Origin of the sequence: Pandoraea sp. XJJ-1 (assembly GCF_026802345.1) — a bacterium.
GTDB classification, from domain to species: domain Bacteria; phylum Pseudomonadota; class Gammaproteobacteria; order Burkholderiales; family Burkholderiaceae; genus Pandoraea; species Pandoraea cepalis.
Genome location: NZ_CP113827.1, coordinates 213333 through 229247, shown reverse-complemented (window position 1 = coordinate 229247; position 15915 = coordinate 213333). Strand labels below are relative to the sequence as shown.

14 protein-coding genes are annotated in these 15915 nt (G+C 64.2%); 1 reads left to right on the top strand and 13 read right to left on the bottom strand.

What is annotated here, in order from left to right; genetic code table 11:
- Positions 1 to 178: 178 nt before the first annotated feature.
- Positions 179 to 1858 carry a GMC family oxidoreductase gene (locus OYT13_RS00920; RefSeq protein WP_017235132.1) on the top strand — a complete coding sequence of 560 codons (1680 nt, stop codon included), beginning with the start codon at positions 179 to 181 and terminating at the stop codon, positions 1856 to 1858.
- Here the strand turns inward: OYT13_RS00920 and OYT13_RS00915 are convergent.
- The 13 genes from OYT13_RS00915 to gatC form a co-directional block, all read right to left on the bottom strand.
- Positions 1829 to 2722: a prepilin peptidase gene (locus OYT13_RS00915; protein WP_261939403.1), complete on the bottom strand. Its 894-nt coding sequence runs from the start codon at positions 2720 to 2722 to the stop codon at positions 1829 to 1831. The two genes, OYT13_RS00920 and OYT13_RS00915, sit on opposite strands and share 30 nt — an antisense overlap.
- The gene (locus OYT13_RS00910) at positions 2722 to 3720 is read right to left on the bottom strand and encodes a type II secretion system F family protein (RefSeq protein WP_157211530.1); all 999 of its coding nucleotides are present in this window, start codon (positions 3718 to 3720) and stop codon (positions 2722 to 2724) included. Before OYT13_RS00910 ends, OYT13_RS00915 begins: the two co-directional genes overlap by 1 nt.
- 135 nt (positions 3721 to 3855) lie before the next feature.
- Positions 3856 to 5574, bottom strand: coding sequence for a GspE/PulE family protein (locus tag OYT13_RS00905; protein WP_017235135.1), 1719 nt, complete (start codon positions 5572 to 5574; stop codon positions 3856 to 3858).
- Positions 5558 to 6019: a hypothetical protein gene (locus OYT13_RS00900; protein ID WP_017235136.1), complete on the bottom strand. Its 462-nt coding sequence runs from the start codon at positions 6017 to 6019 to the stop codon at positions 5558 to 5560. Before OYT13_RS00900 ends, OYT13_RS00905 begins: the two co-directional genes overlap by 17 nt.
- Entirely contained in the window at positions 6009 to 7373 is a 1365-nt protein-coding gene (pilO2, locus tag OYT13_RS00895; RefSeq protein WP_261939404.1) for a type 4b pilus protein PilO2, read from the bottom strand. The genes OYT13_RS00900 and pilO2 overlap by 11 nt, the downstream gene beginning before the upstream one ends.
- A 1-nt stretch (position 7374) precedes the next feature.
- The gene (locus OYT13_RS00890) at positions 7375 to 9156 is read right to left on the bottom strand and encodes a secretin N-terminal domain-containing protein (RefSeq protein WP_026132186.1); all 1782 of its coding nucleotides are present in this window, start codon (positions 9154 to 9156) and stop codon (positions 7375 to 7377) included.
- Positions 9157 to 9208: 52 nt separating this feature from the next.
- The gene (locus OYT13_RS00885) at positions 9209 to 9766 is read right to left on the bottom strand and encodes a toxin co-regulated pilus biosynthesis Q family protein (RefSeq protein ID WP_017235139.1); all 558 of its coding nucleotides are present in this window, start codon (positions 9764 to 9766) and stop codon (positions 9209 to 9211) included.
- Positions 9767 to 9821: 55 nt separating this feature from the next.
- On the bottom strand, positions 9822 to 10469 hold the full coding sequence (locus OYT13_RS00880; RefSeq protein WP_017235140.1) for a type 4 pilus major pilin: 648 nt from the start codon (positions 10467 to 10469) through the stop codon (positions 9822 to 9824).
- Positions 10470 to 10960: 491 nt separating this feature from the next.
- Positions 10961 to 11767 (bottom strand): polyphosphate kinase 2 family protein, encoded by an 807-nt coding sequence (locus tag OYT13_RS00875; RefSeq protein WP_017235141.1) that lies wholly within the window; start codon positions 11765 to 11767, stop codon positions 10961 to 10963.
- Between the two features lie 126 nt (positions 11768 to 11893).
- A complete protein-coding gene (gene gatB, locus OYT13_RS00870; RefSeq protein WP_017235142.1) occupies positions 11894 to 13366 on the bottom strand; it encodes an Asp-tRNA(Asn)/Glu-tRNA(Gln) amidotransferase subunit GatB in 1473 nt (490 codons plus the stop codon).
- A 127-nt stretch (positions 13367 to 13493) separates the two neighbouring features.
- Positions 13494 to 13985: a hypothetical protein gene (locus OYT13_RS00865; RefSeq protein ID WP_150562071.1), complete on the bottom strand. Its 492-nt coding sequence runs from the start codon at positions 13983 to 13985 to the stop codon at positions 13494 to 13496.
- Between the two features lie 2 nt (positions 13986 to 13987).
- Entirely contained in the window at positions 13988 to 15478 is a 1491-nt protein-coding gene (gene gatA, locus OYT13_RS00860; RefSeq protein ID WP_268567140.1) for an Asp-tRNA(Asn)/Glu-tRNA(Gln) amidotransferase subunit GatA, read from the bottom strand.
- A gap of 122 nt (positions 15479 to 15600) precedes the next feature.
- Complete coding sequence (gene gatC / locus OYT13_RS00855; protein ID WP_017231545.1) at positions 15601 to 15900, bottom strand: Asp-tRNA(Asn)/Glu-tRNA(Gln) amidotransferase subunit GatC; 300 nt, start codon at positions 15898 to 15900, stop codon at positions 15601 to 15603.
- Positions 15901 to 15915: the final 15 nt, after the last annotated feature.

The window sequence follows — 15915 nt, the reverse complement described above, 5'->3', positions numbered from 1 at the left end:
CCCCGAGCGCAGGGATTGTCTGCTTACAATGAGTGCCGCTCCGAGGCGTCGCCCATGCGGCGGCACCGCGCGCAGCGAGACACGAGACAATCGCGCTCAGAACGACAAGCAAAAAGCAGCGAACAAAACGTCAAAAAAAAGCGGTAGATGCAGTGCCCATCCAAGGGAGGATGACAGCATGGACTACGACTACATCATTGTCGGCGGCGGCTCGGCCGGTTGTGCGTTGGCGGCGCGATTGGCCGACGGTGCGCCGGGCAGCACGATCGCGCTGATCGAAGCGGGTCCGCCCGACAACAGCTTTCTCGTACGGCTGCCGCTCGGTCTCGCCGCATTGGTGCCGTTCCGATCGCGGCGCAACTATGGCTATCGCACAACGCCGCAGGCGGGGCTGGCCGGACGTCAGGGCTATCAGCCGCGCGGACGCGGTCTAGGTGGCTCGAGTTCGATCAACGCGATGATCTACACGCGCGGTCACCCGGACGATTACAACGCGTGGGCGCAGGCCGGCTGCACCGGCTGGGGATGGGACGACGTGCTGCCGTACTTCCGTCGCAACGAGAACAATGAACGCGGTGCGGATGCCTGGCACGGTACCGGCGGCCCGCTCAACGTTGCCGATCTGCGCACGGTCAATCCGTTCTCGCAACACTATGTCGACGCGGCGCGCGAAGCCGGGTATCCCGTGAGCGACGACTTCAACGGTCCGCACTACGAAGGCGCGGGCATCTATCAGGTGACCCAAAAAGACGGGCAGCGCTGGAACGCCGCGCGCGCCTATCTGCAAGGAAAATCACGCGCAAATCTTCATGTCATCACCGATGCGCTGGTGCAGCGCGTTGTCTTCGATGGCAAGCGCGCGACCGGCGTCAAAGTGCAACGGCGCGGCGCGCTGGAGACGCTGCGCGCACGCGCTGAAGTCGTGCTGAGCGCCGGAGCGTTCAATTCGCCGCAGTTGCTGATGTGCTCCGGAATCGGCCCTGCCGAACACTTGCGCTCGCATGGCGTGGAGGTGCACGTCGATGCCCCGGGTGTCGGAGAGAACCTGCAGGATCACATCGACTTCATCATCAACAAGTACGTGGCGCATCGCGATCTGGTCGGCTACACGCCCGCGGGATTGTGGCATCTGCTCACGCAAGGGCTGGACTATCTTCGCGAGCGGCGCGGCCTGTTCGCCAGCAACGTGGCCGAAGCCGGTGGCTTCCTCAAGAGCGATCCGTCACTGGCGTGCCCCGATTTGCAGATGCACTTCCTCGTGGGCATCTGCGACGACCATAATCGTCGGCTACATCTGCGGCGTGGCCTGTCGTTGCATGCCTGCGTACTGCGTCCGAAAAGCCGCGGACGCGTGACGCTTGCCAGCGCCGACATGCGCGACGCGCCGCGGATCGACCCGGCCTTTCTGCAAGCGCAGGAGGACGTCGACACGTTGCTGCGCGGGGTGCGCGTGATTCGTCGGATTCTCGCAGCGCCGTCGCTCGCGCGGTTCGGCGGCGAGGAGCTGCACAGCCGGGGCATCGAGTCGGACGAAGCGCTCACCGCGCTGATACGTGCGCGCGCCGACACCATCTACCACCCGGTCGGCACCTGCCGCATGGGCAGCGATGCGGCGTCGGTCGTCGATCCGGAACTGAGGGTTCGCGGCGTGGAAGGTTTGCGCGTGGTCGATGCGTCGATCATGCCCACGCTCATCGGCGGCAACACCAACGCCCCGTCGATGATGATCGGCGAAAAGGCCGCGGACCTGATGTTGTCCGGCGCGGGTCGATTGACGCAGCGCGTTGGATCGACATCCGTCGACACCGCGCCGCACGCACCAGCGACGTTAGCCGCCCGGGCGCAGCCACAGATCTAGGAAAGGCTCGCCCCACAGCCGGCTCGCCACCGCGCCCAAGCATAGCCAGGGACCAAACGGCAGCGGCTCGCGCAACGCGCGGCCGCGCCACACGCCGAGGCCCGCAAAAGCGAGCGTGGCCGCCACCGCGCCGAAGGCCAGCATCAGCGGCGTGCCGATCCACCCCAGCCATGCCCCACACGCGGCGACGAGCTTGGCGTCGCCGCCGCCCAGTCCGTCGACACCGGTCAGCGCCCGGTACGCGCCCGCCATCGCCGCCATGACGCCATATCCCAACGCAGCGCCAAGCACGGCTTCGTCGATGGGCAATGTCAGGCCCGCGACGCTGCCCAGCAAGCCCGCCCACAGTAGCGGCAACGTGAGCGCATCGGGCAACAACCGCGTATCAATGTCGATCAGCGCGAGCGCCAGCAGTGCCGCGCCGAAGCCGCACCATGCCAGCATCGCGAGGTACTGCATCGAAGGGACGAACGCCCACGCGAGCGTTGCGAACATGATCCCTACGGCTAGTTCGACAAGCGGATAGCGCAGGGAAATCGCCGCGCGGCAATTTGCGCAGCGGCCGCGCAGGAGGACAAAGCCTAGCACCGGGACATTGTGACGCGCCGCGATGCGCGTCTCGCAATGCGGGCAGTGCGATGGCGGCCAGGCGAGGTTGAAGGCGGGCACGACCGGCGGCGCCTCGCCCGCCCACGACGCCGCGTCGTATGCCCATTGCCGCTCCAGCATGCGCGGCAGGCGGCAGACGACCACGTTCAGGAAGCTGCCCACCAGCAGCCCCAGCGTCGCCATCGCGGCCACCACGGCTTCGCGCGGCAGCGCCCGGAAGGCGTCTCCAACGTTATCGATGAGCAACGCCATCATCAGAACATCGACTCCGCGTACTCACCCGCCGCGTGACCGATCTGCAACATGCCGCCCACGGTGAAGATGATCGTCAGCCCGACCAACGCCATCAGCACCGAGCGTAGCGCGGCAGATCGCGCCTTGACGCGCTCCGCGACTTCCTCGATGGTCATCAGGCCGATCTTGCGAATGCCGGCATCGAAGTTGGTGCGTCCCGAGTATTCGACCAGACGATCGAAGACTTCCTCGTTGAAGATGCCGGTATCCATCGCCTTGACCATGCTTCGCTCGCTCTTGAGCGACGCCCGCATGCGCAGCAAATGCGAGCGCATCCAGGGCGAGGCGCCCGCGAGCATGAGTGACACGGCGTCGAACACCGACGTCTTTGCGCCGGTCAGCGCGGCCAGTGACACCAGAAACTCCCCGGCGCGCACGTCGCGATACACGGCATAGGGGCCGAAGTTCTCGACGCGCTGCCGCATCGGCCCCGTCCATCGGCTCAGCGACAGCAAGACCGCCACCACGATCACGACCGGCACGCCATAGAGCAGTGGCCACCAGTTCGCCACGAACCCGGACACGATATACAGCCCCGCGCCCACGAGGGGAAACATCTCCGGCGGCATGATCTCGGTCATGATCGGCATCATGCCGTAGGCCACGCCCAACTGGATCGCGGCGAGCAGCACCGACATGAAGATCGGCAGCACAACGGCCCCGGCGATCGCCGCGCGCGTTTGCTGCTGCAAGGTAACCACCCGCGCCAGAAAGCGCAGCGTGCCGGCCAGGTCGCCCTTCTCGCCGGCCGAAATCACGATCAGATCTTCGTCGGGGATCGTGCCCTGCCACGACTTTCGCAGGTTCTTCGAGCTGGCGCGATCGCGCCATATCGCATAGAGGGGCGCCATCGGACTGCGCCGCTCCTTGGCGCGTGCATACCGACGCGAGAATAGCTCGAACGGATTGGCACCGTCCTCGATAGCGTCGGCAAAGTCGCTGTAGAACTTCGCTCGCATTTTGCGAAAGTGACGTTTCGCGCGACTCAGGCCCGGGTAAGAATCACGCGCGGGAGATAGCTTGGCAAGCAGACGATTGACGGCTTCTAGCATAGGAAATTGGGCGACGTTTCAAACAAGTTTCGTGAGGACGACTTACACACTCGAGAGTCGGCGCGGGGGTTGGGGCGATGTGGAGCCCCCTTTCCATATCTGGAATTTCTTGAGCTTGTAGAACGAGGCTTCGATGTCATGCGGATCGACGCGACCCTGCGCCATCTTGTAGATCGCATGCTCCATCGCCGATTTTCCGTGCATGACAGGGCTCGTGAGATCGCCATCGTGGTACGTACGCCAGTGGCGCTGCGCCTCCCAGAATTTCGACTGTCGCAGCAGTTCGAGCAACTCCTCGGTCACCTCGCACACCTCGGCCACGACCGTCTGCCCCGCCGTACCCCGTTCCTTGCAGTGCCCGCACCCCGGCCCCGCCACGCACACGCGCGCCGTGTCGATACCGAGACTACCGATCACGCCCAGCGTCATCTCGTCGAGCTTGCCGACGGCCGGCAACTTGCAGTGATCGCACAACACCGGGATCAGTTTTTGATACACCATCGCGGTGAGAAAGTTGGGCGACGTCACGGCCGAGACTGGCATGCCGATCTCGTCGCTGATCAGGCGCGGAATGATGCCGAAGGCGCTCGACGCGTGCACGGTCGAGAGTACCTGGTGGCCCGTCTCGGTCATCGATTTCGCGAAAGACCCGGTTTCGACATCGCGGATCTCGCCAGGCATGAGCTTGTCCGGGTCGCCGCGCAACAGCACCTTGGCTGCCGCACCGAAGGCCGATTCGCCGTGACCGTCTTCGGCACGCCGTTGAATCGGGATCTGCGTCACATGCGGCTGGATGTATTCGACCGGATCTTCGATGGAGAAGAATTTCTTACCGGCGTCGCGCTCGTACATCATCATGGTGCGCAGCGTCGTCGACTTTCCCGAGCCCGTCTCGCCGGCGATGATCGTCAATCCGGGGCTGCGATACACCGCGTTCTCCAGCACTTCGATCTGATCCTCGGAGTACCCGAGTTCAGCGAGCGTCATGACATCGTCGTCGACGGCCTCGTTCACAAGCAGACGCAGCACCACGTCGACGCCACGATTCTCCTTGATGCTCTGCAAGCGCAGTTGGTACTTGCGATTGCGCAGGTTCAGCGGAATGGAGCAACTCTGGTGCTGGGCTTCATCGAAGTGATTGTGGCTTCGGCTGCTGGGGTCGGCGCGCGAGTTGTAGGCCGCCGAAACGGCATCGAGCATGGCATGGTAGTCGCGCGAAAGGCGATCCAGCTCGCCGGTCGCACGAAGCTTGCCGTGGATGCGCATGCGCACGCGCACATGCCGGCCCTCGCGAAACTCGAAATGAATATCGGAGGCACGCGCATCGATCGCCCGCTCGATGATCAGATCGAAGTTTCGATAGGCGCCCGTGCGCTGCTCCTCGGCTCGGGCACCCGTTTCGCTATGCTGCTGGAGGCGCGACTGCATGAGCAGAATCTCTTCGGTCGTGCCCACGTAGACACCCTCGAGATCGAGCCGATGCGTCGCGCGTACTGCCTGTTCGAACCGCGCGAGCAGATCGGACCCCTGCATGCGAACGAACGTCGTGTGTTCGAGCAGCACCAGGAACAGGCGCGGCTTGATGGCCACGAGCACCAGCGATCCGTTCTCGGCGCCGGCCAGGGTAATGCCGAGATCCTGACGCCAGCCCTGCGTCTGGATATCTTCGATGCGAAGGTCGGCAATCGGCCGCGCCACCGCGCCGCCGCGTCCATTGACGCGCGAAAATGCCGCCTGGAAGCGGTCAGAAATCGTCGCCATTGCGCCGCCCTGGTGACCCCTGCCTTGCACTGCCCGCCTGCGTCGCGCCCATCGCATTGGGTAACAACAGGCGACGTGGCTTGCCGCCTCGCGCCACGTCGACGTAGTCGCTGCCGATCTTCACCACTCGCCAGTCGCCAAACCGGTCGCCGTCACTCACGCTGTAGCCAAAACGACCGTCAACGCGCAGATAGGCCACCGTGGTGTCGTCAACGCCGTGAATGAACAGCAGCTCTGGCGCTACGTCGGGCGTCGCGCCCGTGACGGGCTGAGGCTCGCCCCCCGCCGCCGCGCTCTGGGCGGCCGTGGCTTCCTGCGACGACTTGAGATGCGCACGCGCAAAGGTGTCGATCGTCTCGGCGGCACGCACAGGCGTGATCGCCATCGGCAACGAGAGCATCGCGGTCATCGCGAACCCTGCGGTGAGGCGAAGCTTAGTGGACATAGTAGGTTCCTTGAGCGGAGAAGACCGGTTTGGTGTCGTCGATCACAATCGTCAACTCGCGCAACGACATGTTGCCCGCGCGCATCATCAAACCGGCCACGGAGTCGACAAAGGCCAGGTGCCCGGCCATCTTCCATTCGCCCTTGGCGATCGGCGGCGGCACATCACTGCGCCCCGCCGCCCCCGGTGGGGCATTGACGAGCGGTTTGGGCATGGACAGCGAAATGTCCATGCCGTAGTCGCCGAGCGATTGCAGACGGGCGCCTGCCGTGCGCAGGAACTGCGTGCGCGGCACGGGCGTCACGCGCGCATCGCCATCGTCGCCATCGTCGCTAACGTCTTCGTCGTCGGCGAGCGCTGTGGCGGCATTCGCGGCCGACGCCGTCGTAGCCGGCTTCGACACAGGTACGAGGGTATCGGGCGGCGTCATCATTTCCGTTGCATTGTCGAGATCGACGATTTGCGCGTTCGGGCGCTGGGAGAGAAGCAGATCGAACGTGCCACCCTCCTGGCGACGCCACTGGATCTCGCAGGCATGGGTGTTGCACGCGATGGCTGCGGGACGCCATCCGCCAGCACTCGCCGGCAATGACTGAATCGCGTATTGCAAGCGCCTGACATACGACGCCCCGGCCGAGAACGGCTCCGCGGCGATCGCCCGCGCAAGTGCCTGCTTGTAGGCGTCGATCGGATCGACCTGATTGGCCGCCGCAAGCTTCGCCTGCTGCATGTCGTCATACCAGGACCATCCCCACCAACCGGCGCCACCGACGAGACAGAGCGTCGCGAACGAGAGGGCCGCGATCTTCAGTTGCCGCGCCGGCAGAGGCTTGCGCACCTCCCGCAGCCGCGCATCCTGCGGGACATCCCCATGCATTTGCTTCGCGATGTCGTCCAGCGTGAGCGCCACGTCAGCACCGCCGCAACTCAAGGGGGCGATACCGGCAATCGTGATCTTGCCCTCGATCTCCGCGGCCCATTGCTCCAGCCTCGCGGCAACTTCAGCGGCGGGCATCACCAGATCCAGTTCCGGACGGCGATCGCGCAACGTAATGAAGAGCGTTGCCGAGGCATTGTCGGGATCGGGATGCAGGAACGCGACGTTTGGCGCATCGACCATGGCGCCGAGCACCGCGCCGAGTGCATATCGCTCCGGCACGCTTTGCCCTGTGATGGCGGGATCCATCGCAAACAATCCTACGGTACGCGTACCTGCGCCGTCATCCGCCACGGCGAAGTGCGACGCATCGCGGCTCCTGGCGAGACCCCGGATCTCCGTGGGCTCTTTTTGCAGGCCGAGCAATGTCTCCCACTGCGCACCGACAACGAGCTGGTTGGTCAATATGCGCGTCATGTCACACGCCCTCGGTCAGTTCCGGCGAAATCAGGATGACGACTTCCTTGACCTGCTGACGCGCCTCCTTCGTGCCGCCTTCGTAATTGAAGATGCCGTCGCGGTCGGTCGAATCGTCTGTGCGACGGAAGCCGCTGAGTACCAGCGTATCGCCCGACTTGAGCGACGCCCGCTGCATGGTCTGGATCGATGCCGTGATCGGCAACTGCATGAACGAGCCCACGCCGAGACCGTCATCGCCGCTCGAGCGTCCGTTCGCTCTGCCGCCGACCCCCACCTTGACGCCATCGGATCCAATTTCCGCGGTGACATCCGAACCGCCGTCGCTGACGCCCGCATTGCTGCCGCTGGGCGCCTCCTTACCCGTGCGCAAATTGATCTTGTCGAGCTTCCTGAGGTCGGACATGTCGATCTGCACCTGCAACATCACGCTTCGGTTGTCCATGAGCGTGGGCAACAGGTTCATCACGAAACCGGTGGTCAGCACGGACTGCTCGGCGGTCACGACCGCCTGTCCACCGTAGTTACCGGGCGACATTTTTGTTTGCGCGACAAAGCCCTGATTCTGGGTGACGGCAACCGGCGCCGGCTGGTTGTTCAGCGTGACGACCGTGGTGTCGATCACCGTGCTCACGCGCCCCTGTTGACTGAGCGCGCGGATAAACGCGTTGGAGCCCTTGAATCGCCCGCTGTCGAGTGTTCTGAGCTGCATACCGCCTTTGCGCGACATCAGCGATCCGCCGGCGGCGGGACCGGCCAGCCCCAGCGTAATGCCGCTCGCGGCCTGGTACACCAGGTCCCAGTCGACGCCGACGGCCGAATTTTCTTCCAGCGAGACGGAATACACCTGCACGCGCAACTTGACCTGACGGCCGAGCACCGCGTTCTCGGATTCGATATAACTCGCTACGCGTTCAACGACGTCGGCCGTGTCGCTCACGACCAGCGAACTCGTCACGACCGAGGGCGTGACACGTCCGCCCTCGGAGAGCATGTCCGTGACTGTCTTGACGAGATCCGACCAGTAATCGAGTTCGGACTCCACGCTCACGTTGGCGTCAGCGTTGAAGCTCAGGTCGACGCCGCCCGCCGAGCCGCTCGCCCCGCCACCGCCGGAGGCGCCGCGATTGGCCTGCATTTGCGAAGCCTTGCCCACGGACGCCCGATACGACGAGCTGCCGGGCATCATCTTGATCTGGAAGGTTCGTGTGACATACCTCGCGAAGTGAACGACACCGTCACGATAGGTCCAGTGCGTCCCGGTTCGATTGGCGATGGTGTCCAGCAAACCCGACAGCGTGCCGGAGAATTGCAACGGCACCGTCGGCTCGCCGGTCTCGGCACAGTTGAGTTGGAAGAGGTTCGTCGGACTGCCGCCGCCGTTACCCCCGCGACTCGGCCCGCGGGCACCAGGTGCGCCACCGCCCCCGGTGCCCGCGGCGCACGACACGTCCGAGGCCATGCGGATCGTCAGGCCATTGCCCCGGGCCACCTGTGCCAGCACGACCGACATCGGAAGCGGCGCACCGGTCGCAAAGCGTACGTTGCGCTTGAAGAAGTCCGGCAACGCGACCGACGCGTTGATCGGGACGGAGCGCTTCGCCAGCCACGCCCCCTCGACGTGTTCAATGGCGCGAATCGGGGCTGCCGAATGCGCGTCGAACGCCGATCGCGCGCTCGTTTGCGCTTGCGAGACGTTGGCATCGGTCTTGGAGAGCATGCCGGGCGTACCGCACGCCGTCAGGAACAGGGTGGCGCACAACACGCCTAGTCGCTTACTCATGGATTGCCGCTTCCGTGATGATGGCTGCGCCGGGGGGGGTGCGCTGCGCTTGTTATTGAGTGGCGTGAACGACGCGCAGCACCCGGTTGGCCTCGTGGACCTTCACGCGAATGGGGGCGTCGGTGTTCTGCAACGAGACCACGACCTGCTCGACGATGCCGAGGAAGTCGCCCGTGAACGTTGCCGGATACTCGATGGGGAAGTCGCGGTCGATTTCCCAGGCGAGTTGCCAGCCGTGCGCCTCCAGGTAGCGCGCAAGCGCCACGGAGACACGGCCGTCGCCCGGCGACATCAGCAGTTCGAGAAGCTCGCGGACTTCGACCTGTGCCGCCAGCGGCTCGGGCGATGCCGCGGCCTGCGAAGCCGCGTCTGGCGTCGAGTCCACATCCGGCGGCGCATCGTTCGGCGGTGCCATGTCCAGCGCGCTCGCGAACGAACGTTGCGACGATGCGCCTGCCGCCGCATCGCCCGACATCAACGGCTGATGGCTGGCGAACGCGATCGGCAGATCGGCAGATCGATGCGCCCCATCGGAAGTCTCGAAAGCGAAAGCCGTACTCGACCATACAGCTGACGCGACAGCAGCGGTCAGCACTATTTTGATGTGCATGGTTTCCTCACGTCGAATTCAATGCCGAAATGCTGGATGGGGTTCGACCATGGGATCAGGAGCCGCTGATGGTGAAATCGAGCTTGGCCTTGGTAAGATCGTTCTTCTCGTCCGCGTTAGTGCCGCCAGAATTCGACGACTTGCAAGCCTCCGCCAACTTGCCCATCTGGAAGCTTGTTTTCAGATTTTTAAGCGTCGTGCCGTTCACAGATATCGTCGCGAAGTTCGAATGCAACGTCGTCATGAATTTTTGACATTGGTCGCTGGGAACATCCTCCGACGTAACCTGAACCCCGAAATTCGGACCATCGTTGATAGCGGCAGTGATAGGTGCCATCTTCATGGTCCCGCCGAACCGGTTCAAGTATTCACCATCAACGTTACCCGGCGACGGCGTCATCGCCCCGAACAGCCCCATATTGTCCATATCCTTCGGGGTCGTCTTGGCGGTCAACTGCCCCGACAGCACGGCGTTCTGCACCGACACCACCGCCATCTGCCAGTCCTTGATCTCCTGGTTCACCCGGACCGAATTCATCAGCCTGGGCACACCCACCATCGCGCCGGCCATGATCAGCCCCATAACCGCCACGGCGACGGACAACTCCACCAGCGTCACACCGCGCTGACGGCGCTTGCTCCACCGGCCAACCATGTTGTTCTTCATTTGCACGAGTGCGCCCTCGTTCACTTGCATGTCCATACCCCTCTTCCTGAGCAAATCGATTGGAAAAGCCGCGCGCCTTTGCGGTGACATCCGTGCGCTGCGACAGGGGCGATTTATGCCTGAACACCCGGCACCGCGTTATCGCGTGTTATCCGAATTTTTCGCAAAATGACAATTCCGGGGGGCAGGAAAGCACCCATCTGCGTGCCAATTTCGATAAGTCGCTGTCTATCGCCAAACGGCGAACAAGCGTCCTGAAGGAAGTTCAGAGCAAGGAGGGGCAAGGATCGACGCGAACGAGTGTTGCGTCAGGGGTCGTCGTGGCCGTCAGAATCGGCCCAACCGCAGCAAGAGTATTCCCAACGTCGCGTGCCGACGTCATCATTCAGCGGTTTCACAAGGCGCGTGGCGCGCCTGCGTACGCAGATCGGGACGGTGACGCAACGCGCCGTGGAAGACCGGACGCACAGCGGATTTGCGCCGCCCGCCGCCGAAAACGCGACGCCGGTCGCGTCAGCGCACCGCAGTCATTCCACCTTCATGCCCGCGAGTTCCGGTCGTGCGGGCGGGTAGGACAGATTCAGGTCGGTCAGCGCCTGCACCAGCAACTCAGCCACCATCAGGTTGCGGTGACGTTTCGAGTCGGACGGCACGACGTACCACGGCGCGTGTTCCGTCGACGTGGCCGATAGCGCCGCCTCGTAAGCCTTGGTGTAATGCGGCCAGAAGCTGCGTTCCTTCAGATCGTTCAGTTCGAACTTCCAGTGCTTGTTCGGATCGTCGATGCGCTCCTGCAAGCGCTTGCGCTGCTCGTCGGACGAGATATACAGGAAGCACTTGACGATGCGCGTGTGGTTGTCAGCCAGCAGACGCTCGAAGTTGTTGATGTGCGCGTAGCGTCGCTTGCACTCGTCGGCGTCGATCCAGTCGTGCACGCGCGTGATGAGCACGTCTTCGTAATGGCTGCGATTGAAGATCACCAACTCGCCCGCCCCCGGCACGACGCTATGGACACGCCACAGAAAGTCGCGCGCCAGTTCCGTGGGCGTGGGCGACTTGAAATTCGCCACGCGAATGCCGAGCGGATCGACGTTCTGGAACACCGCGCGGATGGTGCTGTCCTTGCCGCTGGTGTCCATGCCCTGCAACACGAGCAGGACACGTTGCCGGCTGTTGGCGTGCAGAAGCGTCTGCAACTCGTCGAGCTTGAGCGCCAGCTCGGCCATGCGCGCCTTGTCGTCGCCCTTGCTCTCGCCGGTAAATGGCGTATCGGCCGGATCGTAATCCGACAGGTCGAGCTTCTTGCCGAGCGGTACGCGGTATTTCTCGAACATCGCCAACTCCTCGTGACAGGCCTGCGGGCTAGTATCTCGCAAAAACAAAAGCGCGGCGCCGAACCGGCCACCGCGCTTTTTGCCTGAGGGATTCTCGTCGCCGCGTTGGCGCCGGGTTCTCCCGCGTCAGGCCCCGAGCTTCTTCTTGAGCAACTCGTTGACCTGGGCCGGATTGGCCTTGCCCTTGGTGGCCTTCATCGCCTGGCCGACCAAGGCGTTGAATGCCTTCTCCTTGCCCGCGCGGAACTCTTCGACGGACTTGGCGTTGGCGGCCAGCACCTCGTCGATGATCTTCTCGATCGCACCCGTGTCGGTGATCTGCTTCAGCCCCTTCGCTTCGATGAGGCGATCCGCCGCGCCCTCATCGGTGGCGCGCTCCTCCCACATCAACTGGAAGACCTCCTTGGCGATCTTGTTGGAGATCGTGTTGTCGGCGATGCGAGCGAGCAGACCCGCGAGCTGCGCGCTCGAGACCGGGCTTTGCTCGATGCCGATGTCTTCACGGTTCAGCAGGGACGACAGCTCGCCCATGATCCAGTTCGCGGCCGGCTTGGCACTCGCCTTGCCCGCCTTCGCGACCACGGCTTCGAAGTATGACGCTTGGGCTTTCGATTGGGTGAGCACAGCGGCGTCGTAGTCGGACAAGCCGTACGACTCGACGAAGCGCGCCTGCATGCCGGCGGGCAGCTCGGGCAACCCGGCGCGCACGCGCTCGATCCATGCGTTATCGATCACGAGCGGCAGCAGATCCGGATCCGGGAAGTAGCGATAGTCGTGCGCGTCTTCCTTGCTGCGCATCGAACGCGTTTCCTTCTTGTCCGGATCGTACAGACGCGTTTCCTGCACCACCGTGCCGCCGTCTTCGATCAACTCGATCTGACGGCGCACTTCGTACTGAATCGCCTCTTCGAGAAAGCGGAACGAGTTCAGGTTCTTGATTTCGGCACGCGTGCCGAATGCCTGCTGACCGACCGGACGCACAGAGACGTTGGCGTCGCAGCGGAAAGAGCCTTCCTGCATGTTGCCATCGCAAATACCGAGCCACACCACGAGTCCGTGCAACGCTTTCGCGTACGCCACGGCTTCGGCCGCGCTGCGCATGTCGGGCTCGGTCACAATTTCGAGCAACGGCGTGCCGGCGCGGTTCAGGTCGATGCCGGTCATGCCGGCGAAGTCTTCGTGCAGCGACTTGCCCGCGTCTTCCTCAAGGTGCGCACGCGTGAGCGTCACGACTTTTTCATAGGCTTCGCGACCGGTGCGTGCATCCGCCTCGACCTGAATCTTCAACGAGCCGCCCTGCACCACCGGAATTTCATACTGGCTGATCTGATAGCCCTTCGGCAGGTCGGGGTAGAAGTAATTCTTGCGCGCGAAGATGCTGCGCGGCGCAATCGTCGCCCCAATGGCCAGGCCGAATTCGATCGCGCGCTCGACAGCCCCGCGATTGAGCACCGGCAACACGCCCGGCAGCGCCAGATCCACGGGGCAGGCCTGCGTGTTGGGGGCCGCGCCGAACTGCGTCGATGCGCCCGAGAAAATCTTGGAAGCGGTGGAGAGCTGTGTGTGCGTCTCCAGACCAATAACGACTTCCCATTGCATAAGGTTCACCCTGTCTCAACTTGTCGGCATGGCGCGTTCGCCCTGCCCTTGCCGCCGGTCGTCGCCGCGACGGTGACGCTCCGGCCTCTGTTCCTGTTCGCCGATGCTGGCTGGCGCTGGTTCGCGTCTATCGGCGAGTGTCCGCCGCGCAAATCCCAGAGCGCGGATCGAAACTCACCGGCCAGGCGTTCTGGTAAATGCCCGGCGTGCAATACGCCTCGCAATTGGCATGACCGATGGTCACGTTGCCCGGATCCTGCCAGATGAGCAGTTTGCAGCTTCCGCTGTTCGCCCGCAGTTCGATGCTCGGACGCCACTGCGTCTGGTGGAAATCCGCCAGATTGAAGTGGCAGCTCCCCCGCTGGCCGACCCACAGACGCCAGTCGAGCGACTGCACCTGGTTGGCCGACACCTTGAGCGTTGCCTGCTCGCGGAAACCGTCTTCGTCCGTCTGCGAGCAGTAGCCCGACAGATTGATCTCGCGGTAGGCGATCGGCGTAGGACGCCCGAACGGCAGGCTGCACGACGCGAGCGTGAGCACCATGCCGGCGAGCGCCAGCCCCTTCGATACCCACGCGGCGTGCGGGGCGAGCGACGTCGTCAAGCGTTGGCGGCGCACGATCAGACGCCTGCCGGAGCGCGCTTGTGCCAGTCGGTCGCGCGCTGGAACGCGTCGGCCACTTGCAGCAGGCGGGCTTCGTCGAAGTAGTTGCCAATCAGTTGCAGACCGACCGGACGCGCATCGCGCCCCGCGCCGACCGGCAGGCTCATCCCCGGCAAACCGGCCAGGCTCACCGACAGCGTGTAGATGTCGGCCAGGTACATCTGCACCGGATCGGCGCTCTTCTCGCCGAGGTTCCACGCGACCGACGGCGCCACCGGACCCATGATGACGTCGCACTGCGCGAACGCATTCTGGAATTCCTGCGCGATCAAACGGCGAATCTTCTGCGCCTGCAGGTAGTAGGCATCGTAGTAGCCGTGCGAGAGCACGTACGCGCCCACGAGAATGCGGCGTTTGACTTCGGTGCCGAAGCCTTCGGCGCGCGACTTCTTGTACATGTCGAGCAGATCGCGGTACTCGGCCGCGCGGTGGCCGTAGCGCACGCCGTCGAAACGCGACAGGTTCGACGAGGCTTCGGCCGGTGCCAACACGTAGTACACGGGAATCGACAGTTCGGTCTTCGGCAGCGACACCGGCACGCGCACGGCGCCGAGCCGCTCGAACTCACGCAATGCGTTGTCGATCGCTTCGCGCACGTCGGCGTCGAGACCTTCACCGAAGTACTCGGCCGGCAAGCCGATGCGCAGACCGGCCAACGGCTTGTCGGCCGTGGCGCCGTCGAGCGGCTTGCCCAGACCGCGCGCGAAGTCTTCGTCGGCGCGCTCCAGGCTGGTCGAGTCGCGTTCGTCGAAACCCGCCATGCCGTTGAGCATCCACGCGCAATCCGCCGCGCTATGACCGAACGGGCCGCCCTGGTCGAGCGACGAAGCGAACGCGATCATCCCGTAACGCGACACGCGGCCATACGTCGGCTTGATGCCGGTCACGCCGCAGAACGCCGCCGGCTGACGGATCGAGCCGCCGGTGTCGGTTCCGGTGGCGACCGGCGCGAGACGCGCGGCCACCGCGGCAGCCGACCCGCCCGACGAGCCGCCGGGCACGGCGCGCGTGTCCCACGGGTTCTTCACCGGGCCGTAATACGAGTTTTCGTTCGACGAGCCCATGGCGAACTCGTCCATATTGGTCTTGCCCAGCGTGACCATGCCCGCGTGCGCCAGGCGCTCGACGACGGCGGCGTCGTATGGACTGACGTAGTTCTCGAGCATGCGAGAGCCAGCGGTGCTGCGCCAGCCGCGCGTGACGAATACGTCCTTGTGCGCAACGGGAATGCCCAGCAACGGCCGGTTCGCGCCCTCGCCGGCGGCGATGCGCGCGTCGGCGGCACGCGCCTGCGCGAGGCTCGCCTCGGCGTCGACGTGCACGAATGCGTTCAGATCGGCGGCCCCGGCAATGCGGTCCAGATAGTGCTGCGTCAGTTCGACGCTCGAGACGCGCTTGGCGTCGAGCGCAGCGCGCAAATCTTGCAAATGAATCAGATCTTGTTCCATGGTGGCTGCTGTGCGTTATAGCGCATGAAGGCATGAGGGCATGCGGGGCGCCGAGGGCGCGCGGCAATCCGTTGCGCGAGCGTCCGGCGCACCGGAGGCATACATCGCGCAACGGGCCGGACTCATTCGATGACCTTCGGCACCAGATAGAGGCCGTCCTGCACGGCGGGCGCGGGGCGCTGATTGGCTTCGCGATCGACCTGCTCCGTCACCGCGTCGGTCCGCAGACGCTGGGCGACCGCCTGAATTTGCTCGATCGGATGTGCCAGCGGGGCTACACCTTTCGTGTCGACCGACTGCATCTGCTCGACGAGCGCGAAGAAGCCGTTCAGCTCCTTTTCCATGTGAGCGGCCTCGTCATCGGCCAGCTCGAGACGCGCGAGGTGGGCGATGCGTTTGACGTCTGAGAGATTCAAAGCCATGAAGAAATCCCGAAA